This is a genomic window from Streptomyces sp. NPDC004111 (assembly GCF_042874215.1).
Taxonomy (GTDB): Bacteria; Actinomycetota; Actinomycetes; order Streptomycetales; family Streptomycetaceae; genus Streptomyces.
Genome location: NZ_JBIAMU010000006.1, coordinates 45,641 through 66,494 on the forward strand (window position 1 = coordinate 45,641; position 20,854 = coordinate 66,494).

27 protein-coding genes are annotated in these 20,854 nt (G+C 67.7%); 7 read left to right on the forward strand and 20 right to left on the reverse strand.

The window, feature by feature from the left end:
* The first annotated feature begins 186 nt into the window (after window positions 1-186).
* From ACFYVL_RS14240 to ACFYVL_RS14255, 4 genes are all read left to right on the forward strand, one after another.
* Window positions 187-1,149: a restriction endonuclease gene (locus ACFYVL_RS14240; RefSeq protein ID WP_389244325.1), complete on the forward strand. Its 963-nt coding sequence runs from the start codon at window positions 187-189 to the stop codon at window positions 1,147-1,149.
* 130 nt (window positions 1,150-1,279) lie between these two features.
* On the forward strand, window positions 1,280-1,462 hold the full coding sequence (locus ACFYVL_RS14245) for a hypothetical protein (RefSeq protein ID WP_389244327.1): 183 nt from the start codon (window positions 1,280-1,282) through the stop codon (window positions 1,460-1,462).
* Window positions 1,463-1,573: 111 nt separating this feature from the next.
* Window positions 1,574-1,822 (forward strand): hypothetical protein, encoded by a 249-nt coding sequence (locus ACFYVL_RS14250; protein WP_389244329.1) that lies wholly within the window; start codon window positions 1,574-1,576, stop codon window positions 1,820-1,822.
* A gap of 81 nt (window positions 1,823-1,903) precedes the next feature.
* Window positions 1,904-3,151, forward strand: a complete 1,248-nt coding sequence (locus ACFYVL_RS14255) for an MFS transporter (protein ID WP_389244331.1) — start codon at window positions 1,904-1,906, stop codon at window positions 3,149-3,151.
* 9 nt (window positions 3,152-3,160) lie between these two features.
* Here ACFYVL_RS14255 and ACFYVL_RS14260 read toward each other — a convergent pair whose 3' ends face one another.
* Both ACFYVL_RS14260 and ACFYVL_RS14265 read right to left on the reverse strand, forming a co-directional pair.
* The gene (locus tag ACFYVL_RS14260) at window positions 3,161-3,877 is read right to left on the reverse strand and encodes a class I SAM-dependent methyltransferase (protein ID WP_389244333.1); all 717 of its coding nucleotides are present in this window, start codon (window positions 3,875-3,877) and stop codon (window positions 3,161-3,163) included.
* Window positions 3,878-3,954: 77 nt separating this feature from the next.
* Window positions 3,955-4,710 (reverse strand): hypothetical protein, encoded by a 756-nt coding sequence (locus ACFYVL_RS14265; protein ID WP_389244335.1) that lies wholly within the window; start codon window positions 4,708-4,710, stop codon window positions 3,955-3,957.
* Window positions 4,711-4,971: 261 nt separating this feature from the next.
* Here ACFYVL_RS14265 and ACFYVL_RS14270 point away from each other — a divergent pair, with 261 nt between their 5' ends.
* Entirely contained in the window at window positions 4,972-6,321 is a 1,350-nt protein-coding gene (locus ACFYVL_RS14270; RefSeq protein ID WP_389244337.1) for a transcriptional regulator, read from the forward strand.
* Here ACFYVL_RS14270 and ACFYVL_RS14275 read toward each other — a convergent pair.
* The 12 genes from ACFYVL_RS14275 to fabG form a co-directional block, all read right to left on the reverse strand.
* Complete coding sequence (locus ACFYVL_RS14275) at window positions 6,311-6,601, reverse strand: hypothetical protein (protein ID WP_389244339.1); 291 nt, start codon at window positions 6,599-6,601, stop codon at window positions 6,311-6,313. The genes ACFYVL_RS14270 and ACFYVL_RS14275 overlap by 11 nt on opposite strands.
* Complete coding sequence (locus tag ACFYVL_RS14280) at window positions 6,598-6,867, reverse strand: hypothetical protein (protein WP_389244341.1); 270 nt, start codon at window positions 6,865-6,867, stop codon at window positions 6,598-6,600. The genes ACFYVL_RS14275 and ACFYVL_RS14280 overlap by 4 nt, the downstream gene beginning before the upstream one ends.
* Window positions 6,867-7,049: a hypothetical protein gene (locus tag ACFYVL_RS14285; RefSeq protein ID WP_389244343.1), complete on the reverse strand. Its 183-nt coding sequence runs from the start codon at window positions 7,047-7,049 to the stop codon at window positions 6,867-6,869. Before ACFYVL_RS14285 ends, ACFYVL_RS14280 begins: the two co-directional genes overlap by 1 nt.
* Window positions 7,050-7,191: 142 nt before the next feature.
* The gene (locus tag ACFYVL_RS14290; protein WP_389244345.1) at window positions 7,192-7,524 is read right to left on the reverse strand and encodes a VRR-NUC domain-containing protein; all 333 of its coding nucleotides are present in this window, start codon (window positions 7,522-7,524) and stop codon (window positions 7,192-7,194) included.
* The gene (locus tag ACFYVL_RS14295) at window positions 7,521-7,775 is read right to left on the reverse strand and encodes a hypothetical protein (protein ID WP_389244347.1); all 255 of its coding nucleotides are present in this window, start codon (window positions 7,773-7,775) and stop codon (window positions 7,521-7,523) included. The genes ACFYVL_RS14290 and ACFYVL_RS14295 overlap by 4 nt, the downstream gene beginning before the upstream one ends.
* A 209-nt stretch (window positions 7,776-7,984) precedes the next feature.
* The gene (locus tag ACFYVL_RS14300) at window positions 7,985-8,173 is read right to left on the reverse strand and encodes a hypothetical protein (protein ID WP_389244349.1); all 189 of its coding nucleotides are present in this window, start codon (window positions 8,171-8,173) and stop codon (window positions 7,985-7,987) included.
* Window positions 8,174-8,186: 13 nt separating this feature from the next.
* Window positions 8,187-8,471: a hypothetical protein gene (locus ACFYVL_RS14305; RefSeq protein WP_389244351.1), complete on the reverse strand. Its 285-nt coding sequence runs from the start codon at window positions 8,469-8,471 to the stop codon at window positions 8,187-8,189.
* A gap of 20 nt (window positions 8,472-8,491) precedes the next feature.
* On the reverse strand, window positions 8,492-8,725 hold the full coding sequence (locus tag ACFYVL_RS14310; RefSeq protein ID WP_389244353.1) for a hypothetical protein: 234 nt from the start codon (window positions 8,723-8,725) through the stop codon (window positions 8,492-8,494).
* 224 nt (window positions 8,726-8,949) lie between these two features.
* Window positions 8,950-9,180, reverse strand: coding sequence for a hypothetical protein (locus ACFYVL_RS14315; protein WP_389244355.1), 231 nt, complete (start codon window positions 9,178-9,180; stop codon window positions 8,950-8,952).
* Window positions 9,181-9,278: 98 nt separating this feature from the next.
* Complete coding sequence (locus ACFYVL_RS14320) at window positions 9,279-10,253, reverse strand: ParB/RepB/Spo0J family partition protein (protein WP_389244357.1); 975 nt, start codon at window positions 10,251-10,253, stop codon at window positions 9,279-9,281.
* Between the two features lie 369 nt (window positions 10,254-10,622).
* Window positions 10,623-10,955: a hypothetical protein gene (locus tag ACFYVL_RS14325; protein ID WP_389244359.1), complete on the reverse strand. Its 333-nt coding sequence runs from the start codon at window positions 10,953-10,955 to the stop codon at window positions 10,623-10,625.
* An 86-nt stretch (window positions 10,956-11,041) separates the two neighbouring features.
* Complete coding sequence (fabG, locus tag ACFYVL_RS14330; protein ID WP_389244361.1) at window positions 11,042-11,746, reverse strand: 3-oxoacyl-ACP reductase FabG; 705 nt, start codon at window positions 11,744-11,746, stop codon at window positions 11,042-11,044.
* Window positions 11,747-12,111: 365 nt separating this feature from the next.
* On the opposite strand from fabG, the gene ACFYVL_RS14335 reads away from it, so the two are divergent.
* Window positions 12,112-12,972 carry a helix-turn-helix domain-containing protein gene (locus ACFYVL_RS14335; protein WP_389244363.1) on the forward strand — a complete coding sequence of 287 codons (861 nt, stop codon included), beginning with the start codon at window positions 12,112-12,114 and terminating at the stop codon, window positions 12,970-12,972.
* Between the two features lie 89 nt (window positions 12,973-13,061).
* On the opposite strand, the gene ACFYVL_RS14340 is transcribed toward ACFYVL_RS14335, so the two are convergent.
* The 3 genes from ACFYVL_RS14340 to ACFYVL_RS14350 all read right to left on the reverse strand — a co-directional run bounded on the left by ACFYVL_RS14340 (window position 13,062) and on the right by ACFYVL_RS14350 (window position 15,550).
* Window positions 13,062-13,946: an MBL fold metallo-hydrolase gene (locus tag ACFYVL_RS14340; RefSeq protein ID WP_389244365.1), complete on the reverse strand. Its 885-nt coding sequence runs from the start codon at window positions 13,944-13,946 to the stop codon at window positions 13,062-13,064.
* A gap of 120 nt (window positions 13,947-14,066) precedes the next feature.
* On the reverse strand, window positions 14,067-15,014 hold the full coding sequence (locus ACFYVL_RS14345) for a zinc ribbon domain-containing protein (RefSeq protein WP_389244367.1): 948 nt from the start codon (window positions 15,012-15,014) through the stop codon (window positions 14,067-14,069).
* A gap of 287 nt (window positions 15,015-15,301) precedes the next feature.
* Entirely contained in the window at window positions 15,302-15,550 is a 249-nt protein-coding gene (locus ACFYVL_RS14350; protein WP_389244369.1) for a DNA-binding protein, read from the reverse strand.
* A gap of 124 nt (window positions 15,551-15,674) precedes the next feature.
* Here ACFYVL_RS14350 and ACFYVL_RS14355 point away from each other — a divergent pair, with 124 nt between their 5' ends.
* Window positions 15,675-16,949, forward strand: a complete 1,275-nt coding sequence (locus ACFYVL_RS14355) for a tyrosine-type recombinase/integrase (RefSeq protein WP_389244371.1) — start codon at window positions 15,675-15,677, stop codon at window positions 16,947-16,949.
* 625 nt (window positions 16,950-17,574) lie between these two features.
* On the opposite strand, the gene ACFYVL_RS14360 is transcribed toward ACFYVL_RS14355, so the two are convergent.
* From ACFYVL_RS14360 to ACFYVL_RS14370, 3 genes are all read right to left on the reverse strand, one after another.
* The gene (locus ACFYVL_RS14360; protein ID WP_389244373.1) at window positions 17,575-18,507 is read right to left on the reverse strand and encodes a polyphosphate kinase 2 family protein; all 933 of its coding nucleotides are present in this window, start codon (window positions 18,505-18,507) and stop codon (window positions 17,575-17,577) included.
* Window positions 18,508-18,757: 250 nt separating this feature from the next.
* Window positions 18,758-20,215 carry an alkaline phosphatase PhoX gene (locus ACFYVL_RS14365; protein WP_389244375.1) on the reverse strand — a complete coding sequence of 486 codons (1,458 nt, stop codon included), beginning with the start codon at window positions 20,213-20,215 and terminating at the stop codon, window positions 18,758-18,760.
* A 138-nt stretch (window positions 20,216-20,353) separates the two neighbouring features.
* Window positions 20,354-20,779, reverse strand: a complete 426-nt coding sequence (locus ACFYVL_RS14370; RefSeq protein WP_389244377.1) for an OsmC family protein — start codon at window positions 20,777-20,779, stop codon at window positions 20,354-20,356.
* Window positions 20,780-20,854 lie beyond the last annotated feature (75 nt).

Below are 20,854 nucleotides of genomic sequence, written 5' to 3' on the forward strand. Positions count from 1 at the left end.
TCGGCGGCGGAGCCTTGGATGCTAAATCACGAAAGGGTAACGACCTGATGGGTTGAATGAGTTCTTTGAGTTTAAATACGAACTCATAAATGCGACAGAAAGCATTAATACGGGAACCCCGTCTGAGGGAAGAAGCGCGTCACGTGGCCTTCCTGTCCGTACTGTTGAGGTGAGAGGAGGTGCCCGGTGCCCACGTTTGACCTGATCGCTGGCGAAGAGGTGGAACGCCAGGCGCTCCACAAGACCTTGGGCGGACGGCGCTACGGAGGGATCGCCTCGTCGCAGAGCGCCAACGTCATCATGTTGTTCACCGCGGAAGGCGGCGATCTCACTGGCTGGGCAGACGACGGCACCTTCCACTTCTGTGGGGAAGGACAGCAGGGCGACCAGACGATGGCCCAGGGCAACCGATCCGTGCTCCGGCATCGAGACGACGGCCGGGCCCTGCACGTCTTCCACAAGGTTCACAAGGGAGTGCACCGGTACCTGGGAGAGTTCGAGCTGGACTTCATCGATCCTTGGTACGAGACCGACGCTCCCGACGTGGCAGGGAACGTCCGCAGGGTCATCGTCTTCCGCCTGCGCCCGGTGGGTGAAGTGGCCTCCGGAGGGCCGTCACTGCCTCTGACACCGCAGAGCTTTGCTCGACTTCGTCCTGCGGAAGTGGTCGAAGAAGCACGTGCACTCCAGCCCAAGGAGGCGGTAGAGGACATCTGGCCACCGCTACGGACGACCCTGGCGGTGAATCGCAGTCGGGAACGGCCGAGTCTGCTCAAGACGCAGCTGACGGGCGAGTACGCAGGTTGGCTGGCTGCCGGGGGACACAAGACGACCCACTCGCAAATCCTTCTGCCTGGAGAAGCGCGTGCAGTGCACATCGATCTCATGGACGTCACCGGGAACCGGCTGATCGTGGTGCGGCATAGCACCACACGGGATTCGGTCAGAAGCGCCGTGGGTGAGCTCCTCGACCTACGGCGCCACTTCACCCCGACTCCAGCCCTTGCGGTGCTGGTACCGGAACGACCGCGCCAAGACCTCGTCGACCTCTGCTCATCTCTGCTTATCGAGGTTGTGTGGCGGAAAAATCGGAGGTCGCGGCGATTGGCCAGCCCTGACGAAGGAGGCTTCGTGTCCACCTACGACTGACGGCTGGGACCAGTTGCGTATTGGCGTACGCACCGAGTCCCAGCCGCCTATAACGGCTACTCCAGAGGATTCCAGTCGCTGTGAGTAGCCGATTGCTCAGGTCCATCCAACGAACAGGAGCACCTCCATTATGGCCGATCACGGCCTGCAGCCAGAGCTCTGCAACCACCACGATGACCCTGGCCGTCCCTGGGTCTATGTCGGCGCGCTTGTCGCCGGCGTCGCGCTCGTAGTCGTAGGGGACAGCACACCCGTCGAGGCCTGCACGTTCCTCACGCCGCTGCTCGCGGTGTTCGAGCAGCGGCGCATCTAGTGCCCTTGCTATGAGGCAACTGCCTGCTCCGCCCCTCTGGGGGCGGAGCAGGCATTACGTGTTCACCACACACCGGATGCGAACACTCCCGGCAGGACGCACGGTGGATGCATGGCTCCACAGACCGTCGTGCGCAGACCGCTCGGCGAAGTTGGACGCAGGGTCACGGTGGGCGAGCGGATCATCGGCGTTGCCTACAGTGACCGTGAGCTGGTGGAACTCCTGCGCCGGTCCGGACTGGAGGACGCGGAGTTCTTGGTCGACGGCGATTCGGCGCTGATCGAGTGGCGTGGCGGTGCCGCGCACGATTTCGGGTGGGGGCCCGGTCAGGCGGGCACCCCGCGACCACCACACCGGTAGTCGCGGGGGCGCCTCACGCCTTCGGAGGAGATGCGGGCGAACACGCCTCGTGGGGTTCGGCGCCCCTCTACAGTCGCCCGGGTGAGTTACGTGAGGCTGCTTCGGCAGCGGCCGGTCTTGATTCTCTGGCTCGCTGAGACGCTGTCCGTGTTCGGTGACCGCTTCTTCACTCTCGCTCTGGCGTGGACGGCGTGGCAGCGGTCCGGTGCGGTGGCGATGGGCCTGGTCGTGGTGGTCGAGTCGGTGCCGCACCTGCTGATCGGCACGTTGGGGCGGAAGCTGGTGGCACGCTTCGCCTCGTTCCGTGCGCTTGCCGGTGTGGAGGCGGTGCAGGTCGTCATCGTCGGCGCGATGCCGTGGCTGTGGCAGTCGATCGGCCTGACTGGTGTCCTGGTGGTGATTTTGCTGATCGGGACGTGTGACGCGGTGACGGGGCCGAGCCTGTCCGCTCTGGTCCCGGAAATGGTCGGCAAGGGCCAGGTGCGGCAGGTGACGGGCCTGATGGACGTCTCCAACAGGCTCACCTGGTTCTTGGGCCCGGGAACGGCTGCGGTGCTGCTGGCCGTACTGCCAGCCGAGAAGCTGTTCCTCGTCGATGCCGCGACGTTCGCTGTCTCTGCCGTCGCCTTCGGCTGGCTTGGCCGGGGTGCCACCCCGTTGCTGACACCCTCTGGGGTTCCTGACGCGCAGAAGGGCGGGCCGGAGGAGGTGGCTCCACGTGCGGTGACCGTGCTGCGGTCGTATCCGAGGATCGTGGGCGCGCTGCTGGTGGGCGGGGTGGGGGAGTTCTTCTCCACGGTGCTGACGATCGGTATTCCGATCTGGTTGACGAGCCAGTTGCATGCCGGGGCCGGGGCGTACGCGGTGGTGCTGTCAGCCATGGGCATTGGGGCGGTGGCAGGGAACTTGCTGACCGGGCAGGTTGCCTTGCCAGGCCGCTTCCCCAGTGGCTATTGCTTGGTGTGGGCGGCGCGAGGTGTGCTGCTGGCCGCGTTCGCGTTCTCCTCGACACTGGGCGAGGTGGCGGTCATTGCATCGGTTGCCAGCGCCCTCGTGCCACTGACCTCGATCAGCCTGAACGCGGAAATCGGCAATCTGCCAGGCCCGGAGCGGCTGCGGCTCTTCTCCGTCGACTCGGTCAAGATCCATGTGGCGAGCATGAGCAGCATGCTGGTGCTGCCCGCTCTGCTGGAGAGGGCCCCGCGGATGTCCTTTGCGGTGGGCGGGGCCCTGACTGCTGTGGTCGGGATGGTGGCCTGGGGTGCGGCGAGGATGTGGCGGCCCGTTGCCGGCGAGTCGTTGGGGCGTGCGGAGCTCGCCAGGAAGTGAGCTGGGAGTTCAGCCGTCGGCCCGGCGGGTGCGGAGGACCAGGGTGCGGTACGGGCTGTTCTGTGGTCCGTCGACGGGCAGGATGTCGATCCGGTCGAAACCGTGCTGGTCAAGGAGGCGCCGCCAGGCGTCGGCGTCGTAGGAGTAGTGGACGACGGGCAGCCGTGCGCCGCTGGTGAGGGTGAGGTTGTCGACGCGGCGGCCCGGGAGTTCCCCTGGGCGAGGGGCGTTCGTGGAGAAGGCGAGCACGCCGTGTGGGCGGAGCTGGTGGTGGATGGCGGGGAGCAGCCGGTTGGGGTCGGCGTACCAGAGAGCCCCGTAGATGGAGAAGCACACGTCTAGTTGGGGCAGTGTGGGCAGGACGTCGGTGGCGTCGCCGGTGCGGAAGTCTGTGGCGGGCAGGTGGCCGAAGGAGGCGCGGGCTTGCGCGATTCGCTGGTCTGCGACGTCGACGCCGACGGCGAGTCGGGCCCCGTGGGCTGCGGCGTACGCGATGTGCTCACCGGTGCCGCAGCCCAGCTCGGCGACCTGTGCGTGGGCGAGGTCGCCGATCCATTCGGCGCCGGGCCCGTGTCCGGGCCAGCAGGTCCACGCGATCGTGCCCGGCACCGTGCCTTGGGCGAACGCGGTGGTGTCGGGGGCGGTTTGGGCGGCGATGTGGTTCCAGGCGCGGGCGTTGACGTAGGCGTCGATCACGTGGCCGCCGGGCGGCATCGGGTCCTTCACGGTCCCTCCTTTGCGGGCGGTGGTGTGCGGGTGCCGGAAGGTAGGGCTCTTCCCGGCACCCGCAACGAAGGTGAGGGTCACCGGCAGCCCATGGCGGCCACCTTGGCCATCCACGTGTGGCGGACGGATTCGAGTCCGGCACGGAACCCTTCGAGGTCGGTGCCGTAGGCGAGGACGCATCCGCCTGCCATGTCGGCGGATGCCTGGCAGCCGTGGACGAGTCGTCCGCCGAGGGCGGCGTGTGCGAGGACGGACTCCCGGCGGCGCACCTCGTTGAACCAGCCGCCGTGGTAGAGCTCGTCGACCCTCTTGCCCTCCTCCTCGGTGAACCCGAAGACGACCGAGGTGGCGACGGGGAAGAACCAGCAGGGTCCGACGTTGGACAGGTGCCCGTCGAGTTCGACCCGGTTGAGCGCCATGATCGTGGTGGCCTCGCGCAGTGCCTTCAGTTCCCGTTCGGTGACGTCCAGGCCGGGGACGTTCAGGTACTCGTCGCGGAAGAGGTGCGCGGCGACCTGGTAGCCGACCTCCAGCACCTTCGCCGGGTCATGAGTGACCTGGCCGTGGGCCTTCACGAACTCCAGGGCGCGCTGCTCGACTGCCTGTTCGTCGGTTTCGGCCGTGCCCAGCAGTTCGGTTCGGACGAGGTTCCAGTCGGTCAGGACCCAGGAGGGGTTCTCGTAGCGGAAGAAGTACGTGTCGGGGTCGACGGTGAGGGTGGTGCCGTCGACGGTGATGCCGTCGATACGGCCCCACTGCGCGGTGAACTCTTCCGGCAGGTCGACGGAGAACGGCTTGCTGCTGGTGGTGCATGGGGTGATCGCGGATGTCATGACGACGCCTCCAGAGTGGGGGAGAAGCACAGGGGTGGTCGGCTTCTCCAGCGGCGCCGGCCCGCGCTTTGAGGGTGCAGGCTCAGCCGCGGACCGGCTTGCTCTCAGGACACCGCCGCAGCTGCTGGGTGGGGAAGCTTGTTGGGGTTGCTGCGGGATGCCGCCGGGTTGCCCACCGTTGCCTTCGGCTTGGTCGCCCTGTTCCCGGGCGGACGGGCGGGCAGCACACTGGGGCCATCCCGGTCGGGAGGTGGTGAGCCCATGAGCCCCGTGCTCGTCCGTCATCCCCTGCACGCCTTGCTGGCCCGCGAGCACACCACGGCGTCGGCGTACCTGAAGCGGGTCGCCGACCGCCACCAGGCACTCGGGTTCGGGCAGATGGCCTGGCGGAAGGAGAAGTTCTCGCGGTGGATCAACGGCACCGAACCGGAGATGAACACCCAGTACGCGATGGCTGACCTGCACAGCATCGACTTTGAGGAAGTGAGACGGCGGGGCTGGCCCGATTGGCTGCTGCTCCTCTTCCACGACGAGTACACGCTTTGGGAGTTGCCCTGGACCACCGCGGGTACCGTGGAAGCACTGGAGGACCCAGGAGGACCTGTGGACCGTCGCGGCTTCGTCATCGCATCTTTGGGCACCCTCGCGGCGACCGGCGCTCACTGGGCTGCCGCCACCCCGGAGGCCGTCGCCGCCACTCACGGCCGGCGGATCGGAGCGGGTGCTGCCGACCTCTTCGACACCCGTCTGGATACTCTGCGCCGCCTGGACGATGAAGTCGGCTCCACCACGGCCTACGACGCGGCGCGTGCCGAGCTGAAGCTGATCCGCGACACCCTCACTACGAAGACCTACGACAACGCCACCGGGCGGCGCCTGTTCGCGGCGGCGGCCGAGGCGTCCCGGCTGGCCGGGTGGTGTGCGTACGACAGTGGTCGCCTCGCGGACGCAGAACAGCGATTCGGTGTGTCGCTGCGTGCGGCTGCCAGCGGTGGGTCTGCGACGGTCGGTGCGAGCACGCTCGCGTTCTGGGCGAACCTCCGCTACAGCGCCGGTGACCCGTACGGTGCCCTCGGCCTGGTGGAACGGGCCCTCGACAACCGGCACAAGATCACGTCGGGGCGGGTCCTGGCCATGCTGCACGCGAGGCAGGCCCGCGCTCACTCCAAGGCGGGTGAGGTGACTGCCGCGTACCGGGCGATTGATGCGGCGTTCGCCGCCTACGACCGGTCAGGGCCCGCCGAGCACGACTTGCCCTCGATGTACTGGATGACGCATGGCGAAGTCCACGAAGTCGCGGCGAGTTGTGCGCTCTCGCTTGGCGAGCCGCGGCGGGCTTTGGAGCACTTCAGGAACGCGCTGCGTCACGAGGATCCATACGACACGAGTACGGAGGCTCGCGGTGCTGGTATCTACCTGGCGCGGCAGGCTGAGGCGCATCTCGGACTGGGCGATGTGGAAGCGGCCGTAGAGGTCGCCGAGCAGGCCCTGTACCAGCTCGGCGGGGCGGACTCCGCGCGCGGAAGCAGCACGCTTGATGCGCTGCGAGCCCAGATGGGGGCTCACCGGAAGGCGAAGCCTGTGGCTGACTTCCTCGACCTCACGGCCTGACCGTCATCCGTGAGGTGCCTGCCGCTGTGGACCATTCTTGGCGTTTGGCGTGCAGGGAGCGGGTGGCCTCGTGGCGGGTGGGGGCACCGTGGAGGCTGTACTGCGGGAGCCCGGCGGAGTGCATCGTGCGCGTGTATCCGTGCCACAGCCCGCACCCCTGGCACTCGGGGGCGGGCAACTGTGCGGCGCTGCACCGGTATACGTCGCCGATCCACTCGCTGTGGTTCAGGTAGGCGGCGTAGCCGAGGACGTTCTTTTCGTAGGAGAACGTGGCGGTCATGCTTCTTCGACGGGCCCTGTGTAGCGGGCCCACACTTCGGCGGTTCCCTCGCGGGTGCTGTGTGCCTTCGCCTCGAAGGTGCCTGCCGGGCGGAACGCGGCGATCTTCCCGGCGCGGATGCGGTGGGACTGGTTGGAGGCCCGGTTGAGGGTGTCGTGGGTGTCGATGTGTGCCCAGGCTCCGGGGCGTTCGCGAAGTGCTTGGGCGGTGTCGTAGGACTCCTGGCTGCGGTGGGGGGCGGGCAGGGTGTCGAACCGTACGTGCATCAGGAGGCTCCGTTCGTGGTGCGGGTGGCGGTTTCGGCGAGGTGGCGGATGCGGTCCGCCGTGCGCCATTGGCTGTCGGTGAGGTGTTCGCACAGGTAGTGGGAGAGGTCGACGATCGCGGCCAGCGCCTCGTCGGTGCTGAGGTGCTGGCCGCGCCCGGTGTGCGTGGTGAAGGGGGGCATTGCCGTCAACGGTTGTTGCAGCGGCAGGTGTTGGTGATGGTGTTGAACCAGCTGTCGCAGCTGGAGCACCACACGGAGCCCGGGTTCGGGGGTGTGCCGTGGGGGGTGCGGTCGGTGTCGGTCATGGTGTTCTTTCGGTTCATCAGACGTGGTCGGGGAGTTGGGCGCGGGGGCCGCCGGGCGCCAGGGTGTTGACGATCAGGCCGAGGTCTCGGGGGCGCCACAGGGCGACCTCGAAGCCGCAGCCGGCGAGGTGCTTGAGCCAGTCGGCTTGTGCGGGGCGTAGGCGGCCTGAGTTCGTTTTGAGTTCCACGAACAGGGTTCGCATCGCCTTGGGGTGGCCATAGACCTCGTCGGGCCAACCTGCGTCGCTGCGCTGGGAGTTGTGCGTGTGGTAGGCGAGGTTCCAGCCGCGCATCTCGGCGAGCTGGCGGACATGGCGGCGGAACCGTTCCTCGGTCATGTCGTGGTTCATGAGGCCTTCCGGCGCCGGGGTGCGGTCGCGGCGAAGACGATGGCGCAGTGTTCGGCTGCCAATGGGTCGGGGCCGGGGATGTGGGCTATGGGTCGGGGCTTGGGTGCGGGGCGGCGGTGGCGTTCCTGGAGGAGTTCCTGCACGGGGCGTGGTGCTCCTTCTTGCAGGATGTCGGCCAGTGGTCGGCCGTACCGCTCCGCTATGAGCGCGGCGTAGAGATCGGTGTCGTGGTGGCTGCTGTTGGTAGGCATCTGGGTGTCTCCATGGGTGGGCCGGGACCCGCTGGGTGGGCGGGTCCCGGCCGGAGGGGTGGCTCGTATCTGACGAGCCGTTCCGGGCGGGCGGGGCGCGGGGGGTCGCTGCCCGTCCGGAAGGTGGTGGGTTGTCTGGTCGTGCCTGGACCTGACGACGATCAAGAACCTAGCACGCTTTAGTGTTATGACCTATTGAAGGTGCCTGGTCAGTCCGTGTGGACCAGTTCGTCGGGGCGGTGCGCCGTGTCGAGGTGGGCGCCTGGCCAGCGGACCATGACGAGCCGGATGCCCTCGAAAGGGCAGGTCCCCCAGCCTGTGACGCGACCGAACAGGCGGAGCTGGCCGGGTAGGGGGCGCTTTCTGGGGGTGACGTGCTCACCCTCTTCGAAGTCCATGACGTTGCCTCTTTCAGGATCGGTGGCCGGTTCCCGCGGCCAGAGATTCCAGCCCAACTCCCCATTCGGTGGAGATGGGTTCGTCGAATCGAAAGCCACCCTGGTCGTTCTCCAGGTCGCAGGCGCGCCAGTCTTCGGCGCCACCCCTGTCGGGGCGCTGGAAGTGCTGGGTGCCGTCCGGTGTGCGGATGGTGATGCGGACCGTTCCGGTGGTTGTCGCGCCCCGGGCGAACTCGCTTCCGGTCGTGAACGCTGCGTGGGTGAGGCTGTCGCCGAGGTTCATGATCTGCCCTTTCATGTGTTGTGACCTATTTGAGGTCAGAGGAGGAAGGTGTAGCCGTTGCAGTTCGGGCAGGTGTCGCCGGACGGGTGAGTCCCGTCGGTGCAGGCCCGGCACTTGAGGGCGCGCCCCGTACCGATGCAGTCGGGGCACTCGCGGTGCCTCTCGTGCGGCCCATGGAGGTAAGCCTCCTGTCCGGAGCCCTCGCAGTTGACGCACTCGGGTGCATCGTGACCGTAGAGGTCGAAGCATTCGACCGGTGCTGTGGACATCTCCCCTCCTTCTTCGTGCGGCCCCGCGAGGTGGGGCGTCATCCCTTGTGATCTAAATTCTACTCTCAGTTAGGAGGGTGTCCAGCCCTCCCGAAAAGCGGAACCCCAACAGCGCGCCCGCTGTCATGCCCTCCGGCGGAGGGACCGAAGTGACCGGCAGGCAGAACACTCGCCGTGCCCGAGCCGTCAGGCGATGTGAGCGGATGGGCGTCAGCGTCTCCCGGTCAGAAGAGTTCGTCTTGGCCGTCGGCGTCGTGCGGCTTCTTCGGTGCGGTGTGCGACCGCCCTGGCGCTGCCTGCACGGGCTCCCCGAACAGGGCCTCGGTCCCCGACTTGTCCACCGCGGCGGGGATACGTGCCGCAATCGGTTCGAGAGGCAGTTCGTAGTGGGCGGCGCGGTGGAAATCGGCGCGCTGAAGGTCGGTCCACAGTGGTCGGCGGGACGTGTCGCTCATGGCGTTGCTCCAGATGTTCAAGGGCTTGCGGGAGGGGGCGTGAGGCCGCCCCCGGGCCAGAAGGTGCGGCCCGCTGTCGCGGGCCGCCGCATCCCTGCTCAGACCGCCGCAAGCTCCTTCTCGGGGGCCTTTTCCTGCGGGACCGTCACGGTCACCTTCTTGGGGGCTTCTGCCTCCGGGTTGACCGTCACGACCTCCTTGGCCTCCGCGTGCGCCTTGGCCTGCTTCAACTGGAACCGTGCCTTCGTCAGCGTCTTGGCCACGCGGTCCAACTTCTGCTGCTGGGCCGTGATCTGCCCTTCCAGGGCTTCGGCGAGCTTGAACGGGTCCGTCTGTGCGATCTCGTCCAGCTTTGCTATCAGCCGCTCGATGTCGTCCAGCGTGCTGCGCGTCTTGGTGCGGGTCGCGGTGCGCTCAGCGCGCTGCTCCTCCGTCATCTCCTCGGTGATCATCAGCACCTGCTGGTCCTGCTGCTGCTTCATCGCGAAGGCGAAGTGCACGATCTCGTTGTCCGACGTGAACTCGCCGCGCACGAACTTGCTCAGCAGCGCGCCCTGGTTGGCGAAGGTGAGCTGTGCGATCTGCACGGCTGCCTGAGTGCCGATCTTCTCCGCCTTCACGAGTTCCTGGAACTCCACCCGCAGGTCCAGCAGCTGAAGGCGGAGCTTGACGTACGCGACCGTCTTCCCGAAGTCCGCCGCGACCGACTCGACAGTCGCGCCCTCCTCCTCGTCCAGGATGCGCTGGTAACCGTGCGCCTCCTCGAAGGGGGTCATGTCCTCGCGGTTCACGTTCTCCGACATCGACCGCTTGAACCGCTGGAGTTCGCTCTTCTCCGAGGTGATCTCGGCCCGGATGGTCGTCTTGCCGAGGATCTGGTGTGCGCGGTAGCGGCGCTCCCCGGAGACGATCTCGTACCCGCCCTTCTCGTTGTCGGGGCGGACCTCGATCGCCTGGATCAGGCCGTAGGTCTCGATGGCCGTCGCCAACTCGTTCAGCTTGTCCTCGTCGAAGTACTCGCGCGGCTGGTTCGGGTTGGCGTGGATCTGGGTCATCTTGAGCTTGCGCAGCATTTCGGACTCCAAGAGGTGTTTCCGGTGTGACTTCCTGCCCTCACCTTGTGTCTTAATTCTACTAAAACTAGGAGGGGGGTCCAGCTCCCGATGCAGGGGAGGGAGTGATCTGGGTCTCACTTGCCGCGCGCGCCATCGACACCTCTGACCTGCGGAAACACGTCCATCCGCTAGGTCGAGCCCCTAGGCCGAGCCCCTAGGCGGAGCCCTCTCCAGGCCGGGATTCGCAGCCCACCCCGGAGCCGCATCCCCGGCCCGCAGGCCGTATCCAGACGCCATCACCCACCACGCACGAAGGGCCTGCGGCGGCACTGGAATCCAGTACCGCCGCAGGCCCTTTCCCCTCCTGCCGTTCAGTCGCCGAGCTGGCTATCCCTCTGCCCGCTCGCGCCACTGACGTACCTCGGCGGGCGCACCCGCCATCAGGGCGTTGGCGCAGTCGCGGAAGATGGGGCAGCCCGCGCACACCGTGGCAGCCTCCCTGCTCCCCGCGCCGTCCTGCGGCGCCGTCCGATTCGTCCCCGTGCGGCCCAGGCGGCAAGCCGCCCTGCTCCAGGCGACCGGCCGCCCCAGCGCGTTGTCCAGCCTGCCGTGCAGTCCCAGCACCTGAGTTACCGCCGCCAGGTCGAGGCCCTTGCTGCCCTGCTGCCCCCGCCGTGGCGCCTGTGCGAGCGCAGCTACACGCCGCGCGTCGATGGTCACGTTGCCCTTGCCCCTGTCCCGAAGCCGCCCGAGCGGCCCCGCGTGATGATCCGGACTGCCCCCCCAAGGCATCCGCTGTGATGGGCTCAGTGCCCCATGCCGGCGCCGCCGTCCACCGGCAGTACCGCGCCGGTGATGTACGAGGCGGCCGGGCTGGCGAGGAAGCGGACCGCGCCCGCGATCTCCTCGGGCTGGGCGATGCGTGCGAGCGGGATCTGCGACACCATCGCGTCGATCCGCTCCTGGGGGAGGTCCTGCGTCATTCGGGAGGCCGTGAGGCCCGGGGCGATGACGTTGGAGGTGATGCCGCGCGACCCGTACTCGCGGGCGAGGGAACGGGCGAAGCCGACCAGTCCTGCCTTGGAGGCCGCGTAGTTGGACTGGCCCGCCTCGCCGAGCAGGCCCACGGCGGAGGACACGAAGATCATCCGTCCGCCCTTGGCGCGGAGCATTCCGCGGCTGGCCCGCTTGGCGACGCGGTAGGCGGAGGTGAGGTTGGTATCGATGACGTCGGTGAAGTCGAGTTCGGACATCCGCATCAGCAGGCCGTCCCGGGTGATGCCGGCGCAGTGCACCAGGACCTCGACAGGCCCGTGTGCCTCCTCGGCGCGCTTGAACGCTGCCTCGATGTCCTCGGGGTGGGTGACGTCGCAGTACAAGCCCAGGACCCCGGCGGGTGGTTCGCCGGTCCGGCAGGTCACCGCGACATGGTCACCGTCGGCTGCCATGGCCCTGGCCACGGCCAGGCCGATGCCTCGGTTGCCACCGGTGATGAAGACGCTGCGGCCCATGGGGTCCCTTTCGCGGATCTGGTCGACTCGGCACCGCGCTGGCCTGTCGTGCCGTGCGTGCCCCGCCTCTGCCCCGCCCTTGGGGGTGGCACTGACGGCAGATCAACTCTGACAGCAAGATCGGCCATAAATTCGATCATGAGTTCGGTAAGTACACTTCCGGTACTGGCGGAACCGGTTCCTCCGCTCTCGGTGTGGCCGTCATCGCGTAGGGGTTATGGCGCCGATTCGCCAAAATGTCCCAATGGTGACGCCGAGGGTTAGGGCTTCCTCGCCGTGGCCACGTGTCCGGCTTGCGGGAAATTACCGTTAGGGTCCCCTGAGTCTTTTGCTGATCTTTACCTGCCGTATGGAGTGGAACCCGCATGTCCGCAACCCGTCAGATCACGCCCTTTCTCCGGAAATGGCGTCAGCGGCGGGATCCGTCTCTCGTCGCCGGGTTCACCGCCCGCTTCGGCGAACGCACCAAACCCGGCCTCACTCAAGCCGAACTCGCCACCCTCCTGGGCATCACGGAGGGCTGGTACCGGAAGCTGGAATCCGGGCGGGCGAACAAGCCCACACGAGAACTCCTCGAAGGCGTCGTCCGCGTCCTGGACCTCGACGAGGCGGAACGCCACACCCTCTTCGTCTTCACCACCGGCGAAGTCCCCCCGCAGGTCCTCGTCCCCAGCACCGACGTGGACCCGTCCACCGCTGCTCTCGTCCGAGTTCAGCCCTGGCCCGCCTACGTATCCGACTGGCACTGGAACGTCCTGCTGTACAACGAGGCAGCCGAGCGCGACTGGCCGTGGATGAAGCACGGCATCAACGTCATGGTCTGGGCTCTGACCTACCAGGAAGCACGGTTGCAGCTCATCAACTGGGAACGGGACTGGGCCAAGCCCATGTCCTCCCAGCTGCGTCTGCGTGCCGAAGCCCACCCTGATGACGAAGTCCTCCAAGCTCTGCTGGCCGACGTCAAGGCCCGGGACACGGCGTCCGCTCGGCGCCTGTGCGAGGACCTGACGACCGTCACCCACCCCGACGGGCACCGCCGCAAGCTCTATCTCCCCGGGCACGGCGAGGAAGAGTTCGAGGTCGTCTTCCGCGCTTACGAGCCGATGGGCGCCCGCTCACAGCGCCTCATGTTCGTCATCCCCGCCGAACAATGCGCCGCCGACTCCGACGTTCCCTCCCCGCGGACGCCGTACCCGGTGGCCGACGTCGCACCCAAGCAAGTCTGACCTCAAGGCCTGCCCACCGGCGCCACAGAGAAGGGGGTTCCTGCCGCTCGGCAGGAACCCCCTTGTGCACGACCCGGTTCAACGAGGGGTCAGCGGCTGGCCAGCGCCGCCATGCCCTCCACCAGGGGCAGCGTGCCAGCAGGAACCCCCTGGACCCCGGCGTCCTTGTACGCAGCGGCCACCGCAGTGAACAGCCGCTCCGGGTGCGCCAACGACCCCGCATGAGCTTCCTGCACACGGTGCGCCGCCTCAGCCAGGTCGACGCCGGCTCCGGCGAACTCGGTGGCCGCCTCCAGCACACGGGTCAACTGGTCGCGGATGACGATGACCCCGGACCGGTCGGTGATGCGACCGTGCCCCGGGACGAAGACCTGGGCGCCGGTCCCCAGGAGGGTGTCGCACGCGCTGACGCACGCGCGCAGCGAGTCCGACCACACCACCATGTGCGCACCGTTGAACAAAGCATCCCCGGCGAACACCACACCGTCATCGGGGACATGAACGGCCACGTCGCCGTGACTGTGCCCGGCCCCCAAGTCCAACAGCTCGACCTCAACCCGCCCCACCTGGACCGTCGTGCGCCCCGTGAACGTGCGGGTGGGCGGCTTCACGGTGATGCCGGAGAAGTCGAACGCCCCGAAATGCTCGGCCGCGTAGCGGGCGACCGCCGTGGTCGGGGGCGACTGGCACAGAGCAGTGAGCTGCGCCGGGCTCATCTCGTGGCACAGGTTCTCGCCGGACGCCACAGACGTGACGACCTCGGCCGCCGGTAGCAACTGGTTGCCCCAGGTGTGATCGCCGTTGGCGTGCGAGTTGACCACCGTGGTGATTTCGGCTCCCGGAGCGGCGGCACGTATCGCGCCCAGGAGTTCACGGGTCTCCTCCAGAGTGAACTGGGTATCGACCAGCAGGGCTTTGCCCTCGGAGGCAACAAGTCCGCAGTTGCTGTAACCCCAGGCGACGCGCTCGTGCACCCACGCCCAGGTCGTAGCGGACAGTGGGCGCAGAGACGGCGCGGTCACAACAAGATCCAGTTCTATGAGAGTGCAGGTACAGCAGAAGGTAGCGGGGGAGCGGCAGTAGCCTGGCCGAGGTCAGCTGGCGGTGCGCCAGAGAATGTTGATCCGCTCGTGCGGGTCGTGCGGGCCGTGCCCCGAGGGCAGGACGTACACGACCTCCGCGACGAGCCCGACCAGAGCCCGACGCGACGTCTGGGGTGCCGAGTTCCACCACGCCACTACGTCCGTCACCTGCCCCAGGTCCAGCTCGGCAACCTGCTCCAGCAGCCGCAGCCGCACACGGGTCTCCTTGAGGTCCTGCTTCGTCGCCTGCTGCGCGGCGAGGAACGCAGCCTTCACCAACAGGCCCCGGCCGTACATGTCGCCCAACTCGGCGAACCTCTGATCCGCGCCCTGGACGTGCGCGCGCAGCCGGGACACCTCGTCCCTGATGTCCTCCTGCAACTGGGCAAGCTGCTCCCGAACACCGGGACGCAGCAGCTCAGCGGCCACCTGTTCGCCCACCGCCGTCTCCAGGCGGTCGGCGGTCATGCGGACGCGTCCGCACGAAGCCCTTCCCTCTGCCGGCGGAGGGCACCGGTAGCTCGGATCGGCGTCACCGGTCACCCGGGCGCCGACCATGGCATACCTGCACTGGTCGCACAGTGACAGACCGTTCGTTGCGAGATAGTCGTAGGCCGGGCGCGGAGTCGCCTGCTCCTCATCCTCGGGCGTTGCCCCGTACCGCTCGGTGAGCTGGTTGTACTCGTCGACGGTCAGGACCGATTCGTCGTGCCCCTCAATGGGGTTTCCATCCTCATCGAGGCCCGCCATGCGGGGGTGCAGCAGGGTGCGCATCAGTACAGAGGTGCGCCACTCGCTACCCCGGGACGTGCGGTAGCCCTTGGCGTTGATGGTGCGCACCACATCGCTCTTCGTCGGAGGCTCCTCGCCGAGCAGCAGCGAGGACGCGATACGAAGCCCCTTGGCTTCCTCTGGGTGGAGTCCACCCGTGCTCGTGTAGCCCGTCAGCCGAGCACCCATCGACAGTCCCTCCGTCGGGAGCGCAGTCACCTGCCACTTAGCAACCGCTTAGCTCCTCAATAGGTCAGAGTACGTGCCTCGGTTATGGTAAAGCTGCGAAAGTCGCATCCAAGGTGTTAGTAAGTTGTGAAAATTGCAGCTCAGAACCGCGTTGATGTCAGTGACCGCCCGAGCTCTTGTGGTGCGAGTCACTGAGGAGGCCCCGCCATCAGGCAGGGCCCACCCGTGCAGAAGGCCCAGGGGGAGGCTCATTCACGCGACCTCAGAGGAAAATAGGTTCCAACAGATCAATGGTGCTGGGTGATCCCCAGGGCCTTCCAGATCGTCACCGTCGCCACCTTCAACGTGTCACCGACAGGCACCGTCATCGCAGGGAACGCCCCCGCCTTGATCAACGCATACGCCTTGTCCGGGCCGATCCCGAACGCCCGCGCAGCCACCGACACACTCACGCTCACCGGCAGCGCCAGCACCTCATCCAGGGTCATCCCCTGAGAACCGGAACCCGAACGACGAACACCAGAAGAAACAGACATAAGCGGGCACATCCTTCTTCCCCGCGCCACCTGGCCAGAAGCCTACGGCTCCCAAGGAAGCGCCTCCTTCGCTACAGAAAGATCAGGACACGTAAGGGCAGCCCAGCACAGATGGAGAAGCACCATGGCCCACATCGTCGAACGGCAACGCAAAGACGGCTCCACCACCTTCCAGGTCAGATGGCGAGCTGGCGGAACCAGAACCGCACGACAGGACAACGAGAAGTTCGACAACAGGCCCGCCGCCGAACAGTTCAAGAAGCTCGTCGACGCCCACAACCAACAGTGGCCGCATGGCTGGATACCCGGCCAGGGCTTCACCACCAACGAACCCCGCCAAGGCGACGTGCCCTTCACCGACTGGGCACTACGGTGCATCGACCGCCTCACAGCAATCGACGAACTGACACGCGAGGACTACCGCAGAGAGGTGCGCCTTCACCTCTCCCTGCTCCGGCACTGCCTCCCCACGGGCGAAACCACCCCCGCAACCATCGGCAACCTCACCGCAGAGGACATACAAGACTGGATACGCGAAGAGGAGCGAGGCCTCCAAGACCCGAAGCACCCAGACAAGTGGCTGCGTAAACCCGCCCACCCGACGTCAATCACCCGCAGACACGGACTGCTCTACTCCTTCGTGCAAGCAGCCATCGACGCAGACCCGCCGCTACGGACCAAGAACTGCTGCGCCAGCACCAAACTTCCCCGCACGGACACACGTCTCGTCGAGCCAGCCACCTATCTCGAACGCGACGAGTACGCACGCATCGCTCAGGAGATCAAAGATCCCTACGCACGAGACCTCGCCGACTGGCTCGTAGGGACCGGCATGCGCTGGGGCGAAGCAACAGCCCTCCAAGCCCGCGATCTCAGCCTCAGTACCGCAGTCCCGGCCGTAACCATCCAACGCTCATGGAAGCGCGCCGCCACAGGAAGCGGACGCTCCCAGTTCCTCGGACCGCCCAAGACGAAGAAGGCCCGTCGCACCATCGGCCTGCCACCACACCTCGCCGACATGGCCCGCCGACTTGCGACTGGGCTACCTCCCGAAGCCCTCCTCTTCCGTACCAACCTTGGCAAACCCTGGCTCCACCCCAACTTCTACCAACGCGTCTGGAAACCAGCAGTCGACACAGCTGTCGAGAGGGGCCTAGCCAAACGCCCACGAATCCACGACCTCAGGCACACCCACGTCGCCTGGCTCGTCCACGGCAGGATCCCCCTCCCCGCCATCCAAGCCCGACTCGGCCACGAATCAATCACCACCACGATTGACCAGTACGGCCACCTGGTTCGCGAGTTCGACGAAGAAATCAGCGACGTCCTCGAAGCCGCAATGACCGCCACCATTCCCGCGGACACTGGCCTGCGGCTGGTACCAGCCGTAGGCGACTGAAAGAACCGTGCCCCGGCCCCACCCGCTCACGGCAGAAAGCCAGCGCAATCAGCACCACAAACCTTCGCTAGACTGCACGCCGGCGCGGGGGCGCTCACAGGAGAACGCGCATGTCAGCTCACTGCGCACACACGCCAACACCATCTCTCACCAAGCCCGCAGCACGTCCCGCGAGGCTCGCATCGTGATCTACACCTACCCTCAGGCGGCCGAAGAACTGCGTGTCCCCGAACGATGGCTTCGTCGGAACATCAGTCGACTCCCGCACAGTAAAAAGGGCCGAGTCGTCACCTTCTCGGATGTAGACGTGCGCACCATCGAAGAGATGCATCACGTCACGCCCACGAGCCCTGCCGCCGCCTCCACCACCCTGCTTGACCTTCGGCCGCTTCCCCTCCGTTCCTCCCGCCAGACAGGCGGGAGACGGGCGTAGCCAGCCCGCAGCCCTCCTTCCAGCACTGCGTTCAACGCCTGGAGGAGGGCTTTGCGTTTGTCCCTCAGCAAGCGACGTGACGGCCCGCCCACCCGGATCCGCCGCGATCGGGTGCTGCTGCTCCAGCGGCGTGCTCCCGGGGTGCTCCCAAGGACGAGATGATGACATTAGGCGCTAGAGCATTTATGCAGCTCACGGGGTCTCCAGCAGCCTGCGCCTGCACTCCTCGACGTCGAAGTCGGCCTTCGGGTACTGCGGGTCGAGGGCCGCCAGATGCTCGCGCAGGAGATTGCTGACCGCCCAGTTGCGGTACCACTTGCGGTCGGCGGGGACGAGGTACCAGGGGGCCGCCGGGGTGGAGCAGCGCTGGAGGGCGATCTCGTACGCCTGCTGGTAGGCGGGCCACAGGGCGCGTTCGTCGATGTCGCCGGGGTTGAACTTCCAGTGCTTGTCGGGGTTGTCGAGGCGTTCGAGGAGGCGGCGCTTCTGCTCGTCGTGGCTGAGGTGCAGGAAGACCTTGACGATGGTGACGCCGCTCTCGGTGAGCGACCTCTCGAAGTTGTTGATGTGGTCGTAGCGGCGGGCGATCTCCTCGGGCGGCGCGAGCGAACGGACCCGGCCGATCAGTACGTCCTCGTAGTGCGACCGGTCGAAGATGCCGATCTCGCCCGCTTCCGGGAGCGCCTTGGTGATGCGCCAGAGGAAGGAGTGCGCGCGCTCCTCCTCGGTCGGGGCCTTGAAGGCGCGGATGCGGCAGCCGGAGGGGTTGAAGTGTCCGATGACGTGCTTGACGGTGCCGCCCTTGCCGCTGGTGTCCATGCCCTGGAGGACGAGGAGCAGGCGCCGGGTGTCGCCTGCGGTGCTGCCCGCGAACAGCCGCTCCTGGAGCCCCGCGAGCACGGACCCGACGAGCGCACTCGCCGCCACCCCTTCCGCTTTGCCCTGCGGGCCGACGGGGGTGGCGTCGGCGGGGTGCGAGGAGAGGGTCACGGGGGCGGAGGGGGTGAGGCGGAGGGCGTCGGAGACGGGGGTCCGGCGGGGGTCGGTCCCGTGCTGGGGCGAGCCCCCTTCCCCCTGCTGTCCGTTCTCCTGCTTGGCGCGCTGGTGCTTGGGCTTCTTGGCCACCGTGTACCCCATCGGACTCGGTCGGGTCGATCCCCCGATCGTGCGCCGAATCCGCCCCGCGCGCGAGTCCGCTGAGCGGGGCAGCGGAGCGGTGCGCCCGGCCACACAGTTCCCCGCGCCCCTTCAGGGGCGCGGGGAACTGCGCGAGCAACCAACGACGCTCCCGCAGAAAGATCCCCAGCCCCGCGGCGAGCGGTTCAGGGAAGGGGCGGGGAGGGGCATCGCCCGCCGCAGGCGCCCGCGCGCCCCGTCAGTCGTCCCAGGGCCCCGTTACCGCGAAGGTCGTCCCCGGCGTGTAGCAGTTCACGAACATCGTCGACTCGTCCGGCGAGAACGTCACTCCCGCGAACTCCCCCCACTCCGGCTTCTCCGCCGTCCCGATGTTCTGCCGCCCCCGCGCCATCGCGTACACCTCGCCGCGCCTGCTCAGCCCGAACACGTGCTGTGCGCCGTCGCCGTCCTCGCACACCATCAGGCCGCCGCTCGGCGCCAGACAGATGTTGTCGGGGGACTCGCCCGGCATCTGGATGTCGGTGGACGGGCCGAAGACGACGACGAGCGTCAGCCGGCGCCGCCGCGGCTCGTACTTCCACACCTGGCCGAAGTGGTCCCGCGCCGAGCCCTCCTTGGAGCGGGCGAAGCTGGAGACGAAGTAGACGCAGTCGTCGCCCCAGTAGCAGCCCTCCAGCTTCTGCGCGTGGGTGATGCCCTTGGGACCGAAGTCCTGGAGCCGGACGGGCGTCTGCTTGGCGAGCGGGTCGGGGACCGGCACCCACTCCACGCCGCCGAAGCTCCGGCCGGTCTCGTGCACGGCCGACAGGTCCGGCACGCCGGGCACCCGCATGGCCTCCAGTTCGCCGCCGGCCCGCAGCGAGCCGACCCCGCCGTGCGGCTTGTTCGGCAGGAAGCGGTAGAAGAGGCCGAAGGGGCGGTCGAACGCGTCCTCCGTCTCGTACACGATCCCGTTCCGCGGGTCGATCGCGATGGCCTCGTGCTGGAAGCGGCCCATCGCGGTCAGCGGGACCGCCCCGGTGCGGTGCGGGTCGGCGGGGTCGACCTCGAAGATGAACCCGTGGTCCTTGGTGTAGCCGTTGCTGCCGGCCTTGTCCTCGTTTTCCTCGCAGGTGAGCCAGGTGCCCCAGGGGGTGGGCCCGCCCGCGCAGTTGACCGCCGTGCCGGCGATGCCGACGCGCTCCTCCAGGACGTTGTTGCGGCCGTCCAGGGTGAGCGCGGTGCAGCCGCCCTTGGCGGCGGGGTCGTAGGTGAGGCCCTCGACGGTGGGGACGCCCAGCTTGGCGGACATCCGGTTCTCGTGGTTGCGGACCAGGTGGACCCGGCCGCGCCTGCCCCGCAGGGCGGTCATGCCGTCGTGGTTGCTGGGCACCGGGCCCTCGCCGGAGCGCAGCGGGTCGCCCTCGCGGGAGAGGACCCGGTAGCGGAAGCCTCTGGGGAGGTCGAGCAGCCCCTTGGGGTCGGGCACCAGCGGCCCGTACCCGGAATGGTGGTGGCCGCCGCCGCGCGGTGCGGCCAGCGCCGTACCCGCGAAGATCTCGGAGAGCGCACCGGTGAAGGCGATCCCCGCGCCCAGCGCACCCGTACGGGCGAGGACCTGGCGCCTGGAGGCGCCTTCCGGGGACGCACCGGCCGAAGCCGTGCCGGTGGGGGACGTGCCGGTCGAGGACGTGTCGGACGTGTCGTACGCAGACATGGGCAACTCCCTGCTGGCGGACAGGAATGTGACCCGCACGTGTGTAGCACGCAACCGGTGACACGTGAACCGGTCACGCACGAAACATGCGGGTCACCCCGTCCCAGCAGGACCCGAACGGCCCCCCTGGGCCGGAAATCAGGCGGATTCGACCGTCAGCGTGATCGTCGTGCCCGCGAGCGCCTGGCTGACCGGGCAGTTCTTCTTCGCGTCCTCGGCGGCAGCCCGGAACCCGTCGGCGTCCAGGCCGGGGACCTCGCCGCGCACGGTGAGGTGGATGCCGGTGATGCCCTCGCCGGGCTGGAAGGTGACGTCGGCCTTGGTCTCCAGCCGGGTGGGCGGGGTGCCCGCACCGGTCAGGCCGTGCGACAGCGCCATCGAGAAGCAGCTGGAGTGCGCGGCGGCGATCAGCTCCTCCGGGCTGGTCTTCCCGTTCGCGGCCTCGGCGCGCGAGGGCCAGGAGACGGCCTGGTCGCCGATGCCGGAGGAGTCGAAGGAAACGGTGCCGGAGCCCTTGAGGAGCTCGCCTTCCCAGACGGTGTGGGCGGTACGGACGGTGGCCATGACGGCGGTCCCTTCAGCAGACGGGTCGGGCGCGGACGACGGGCCGGGACGGTTTTCCCGGCGCGGGCCGGGGCG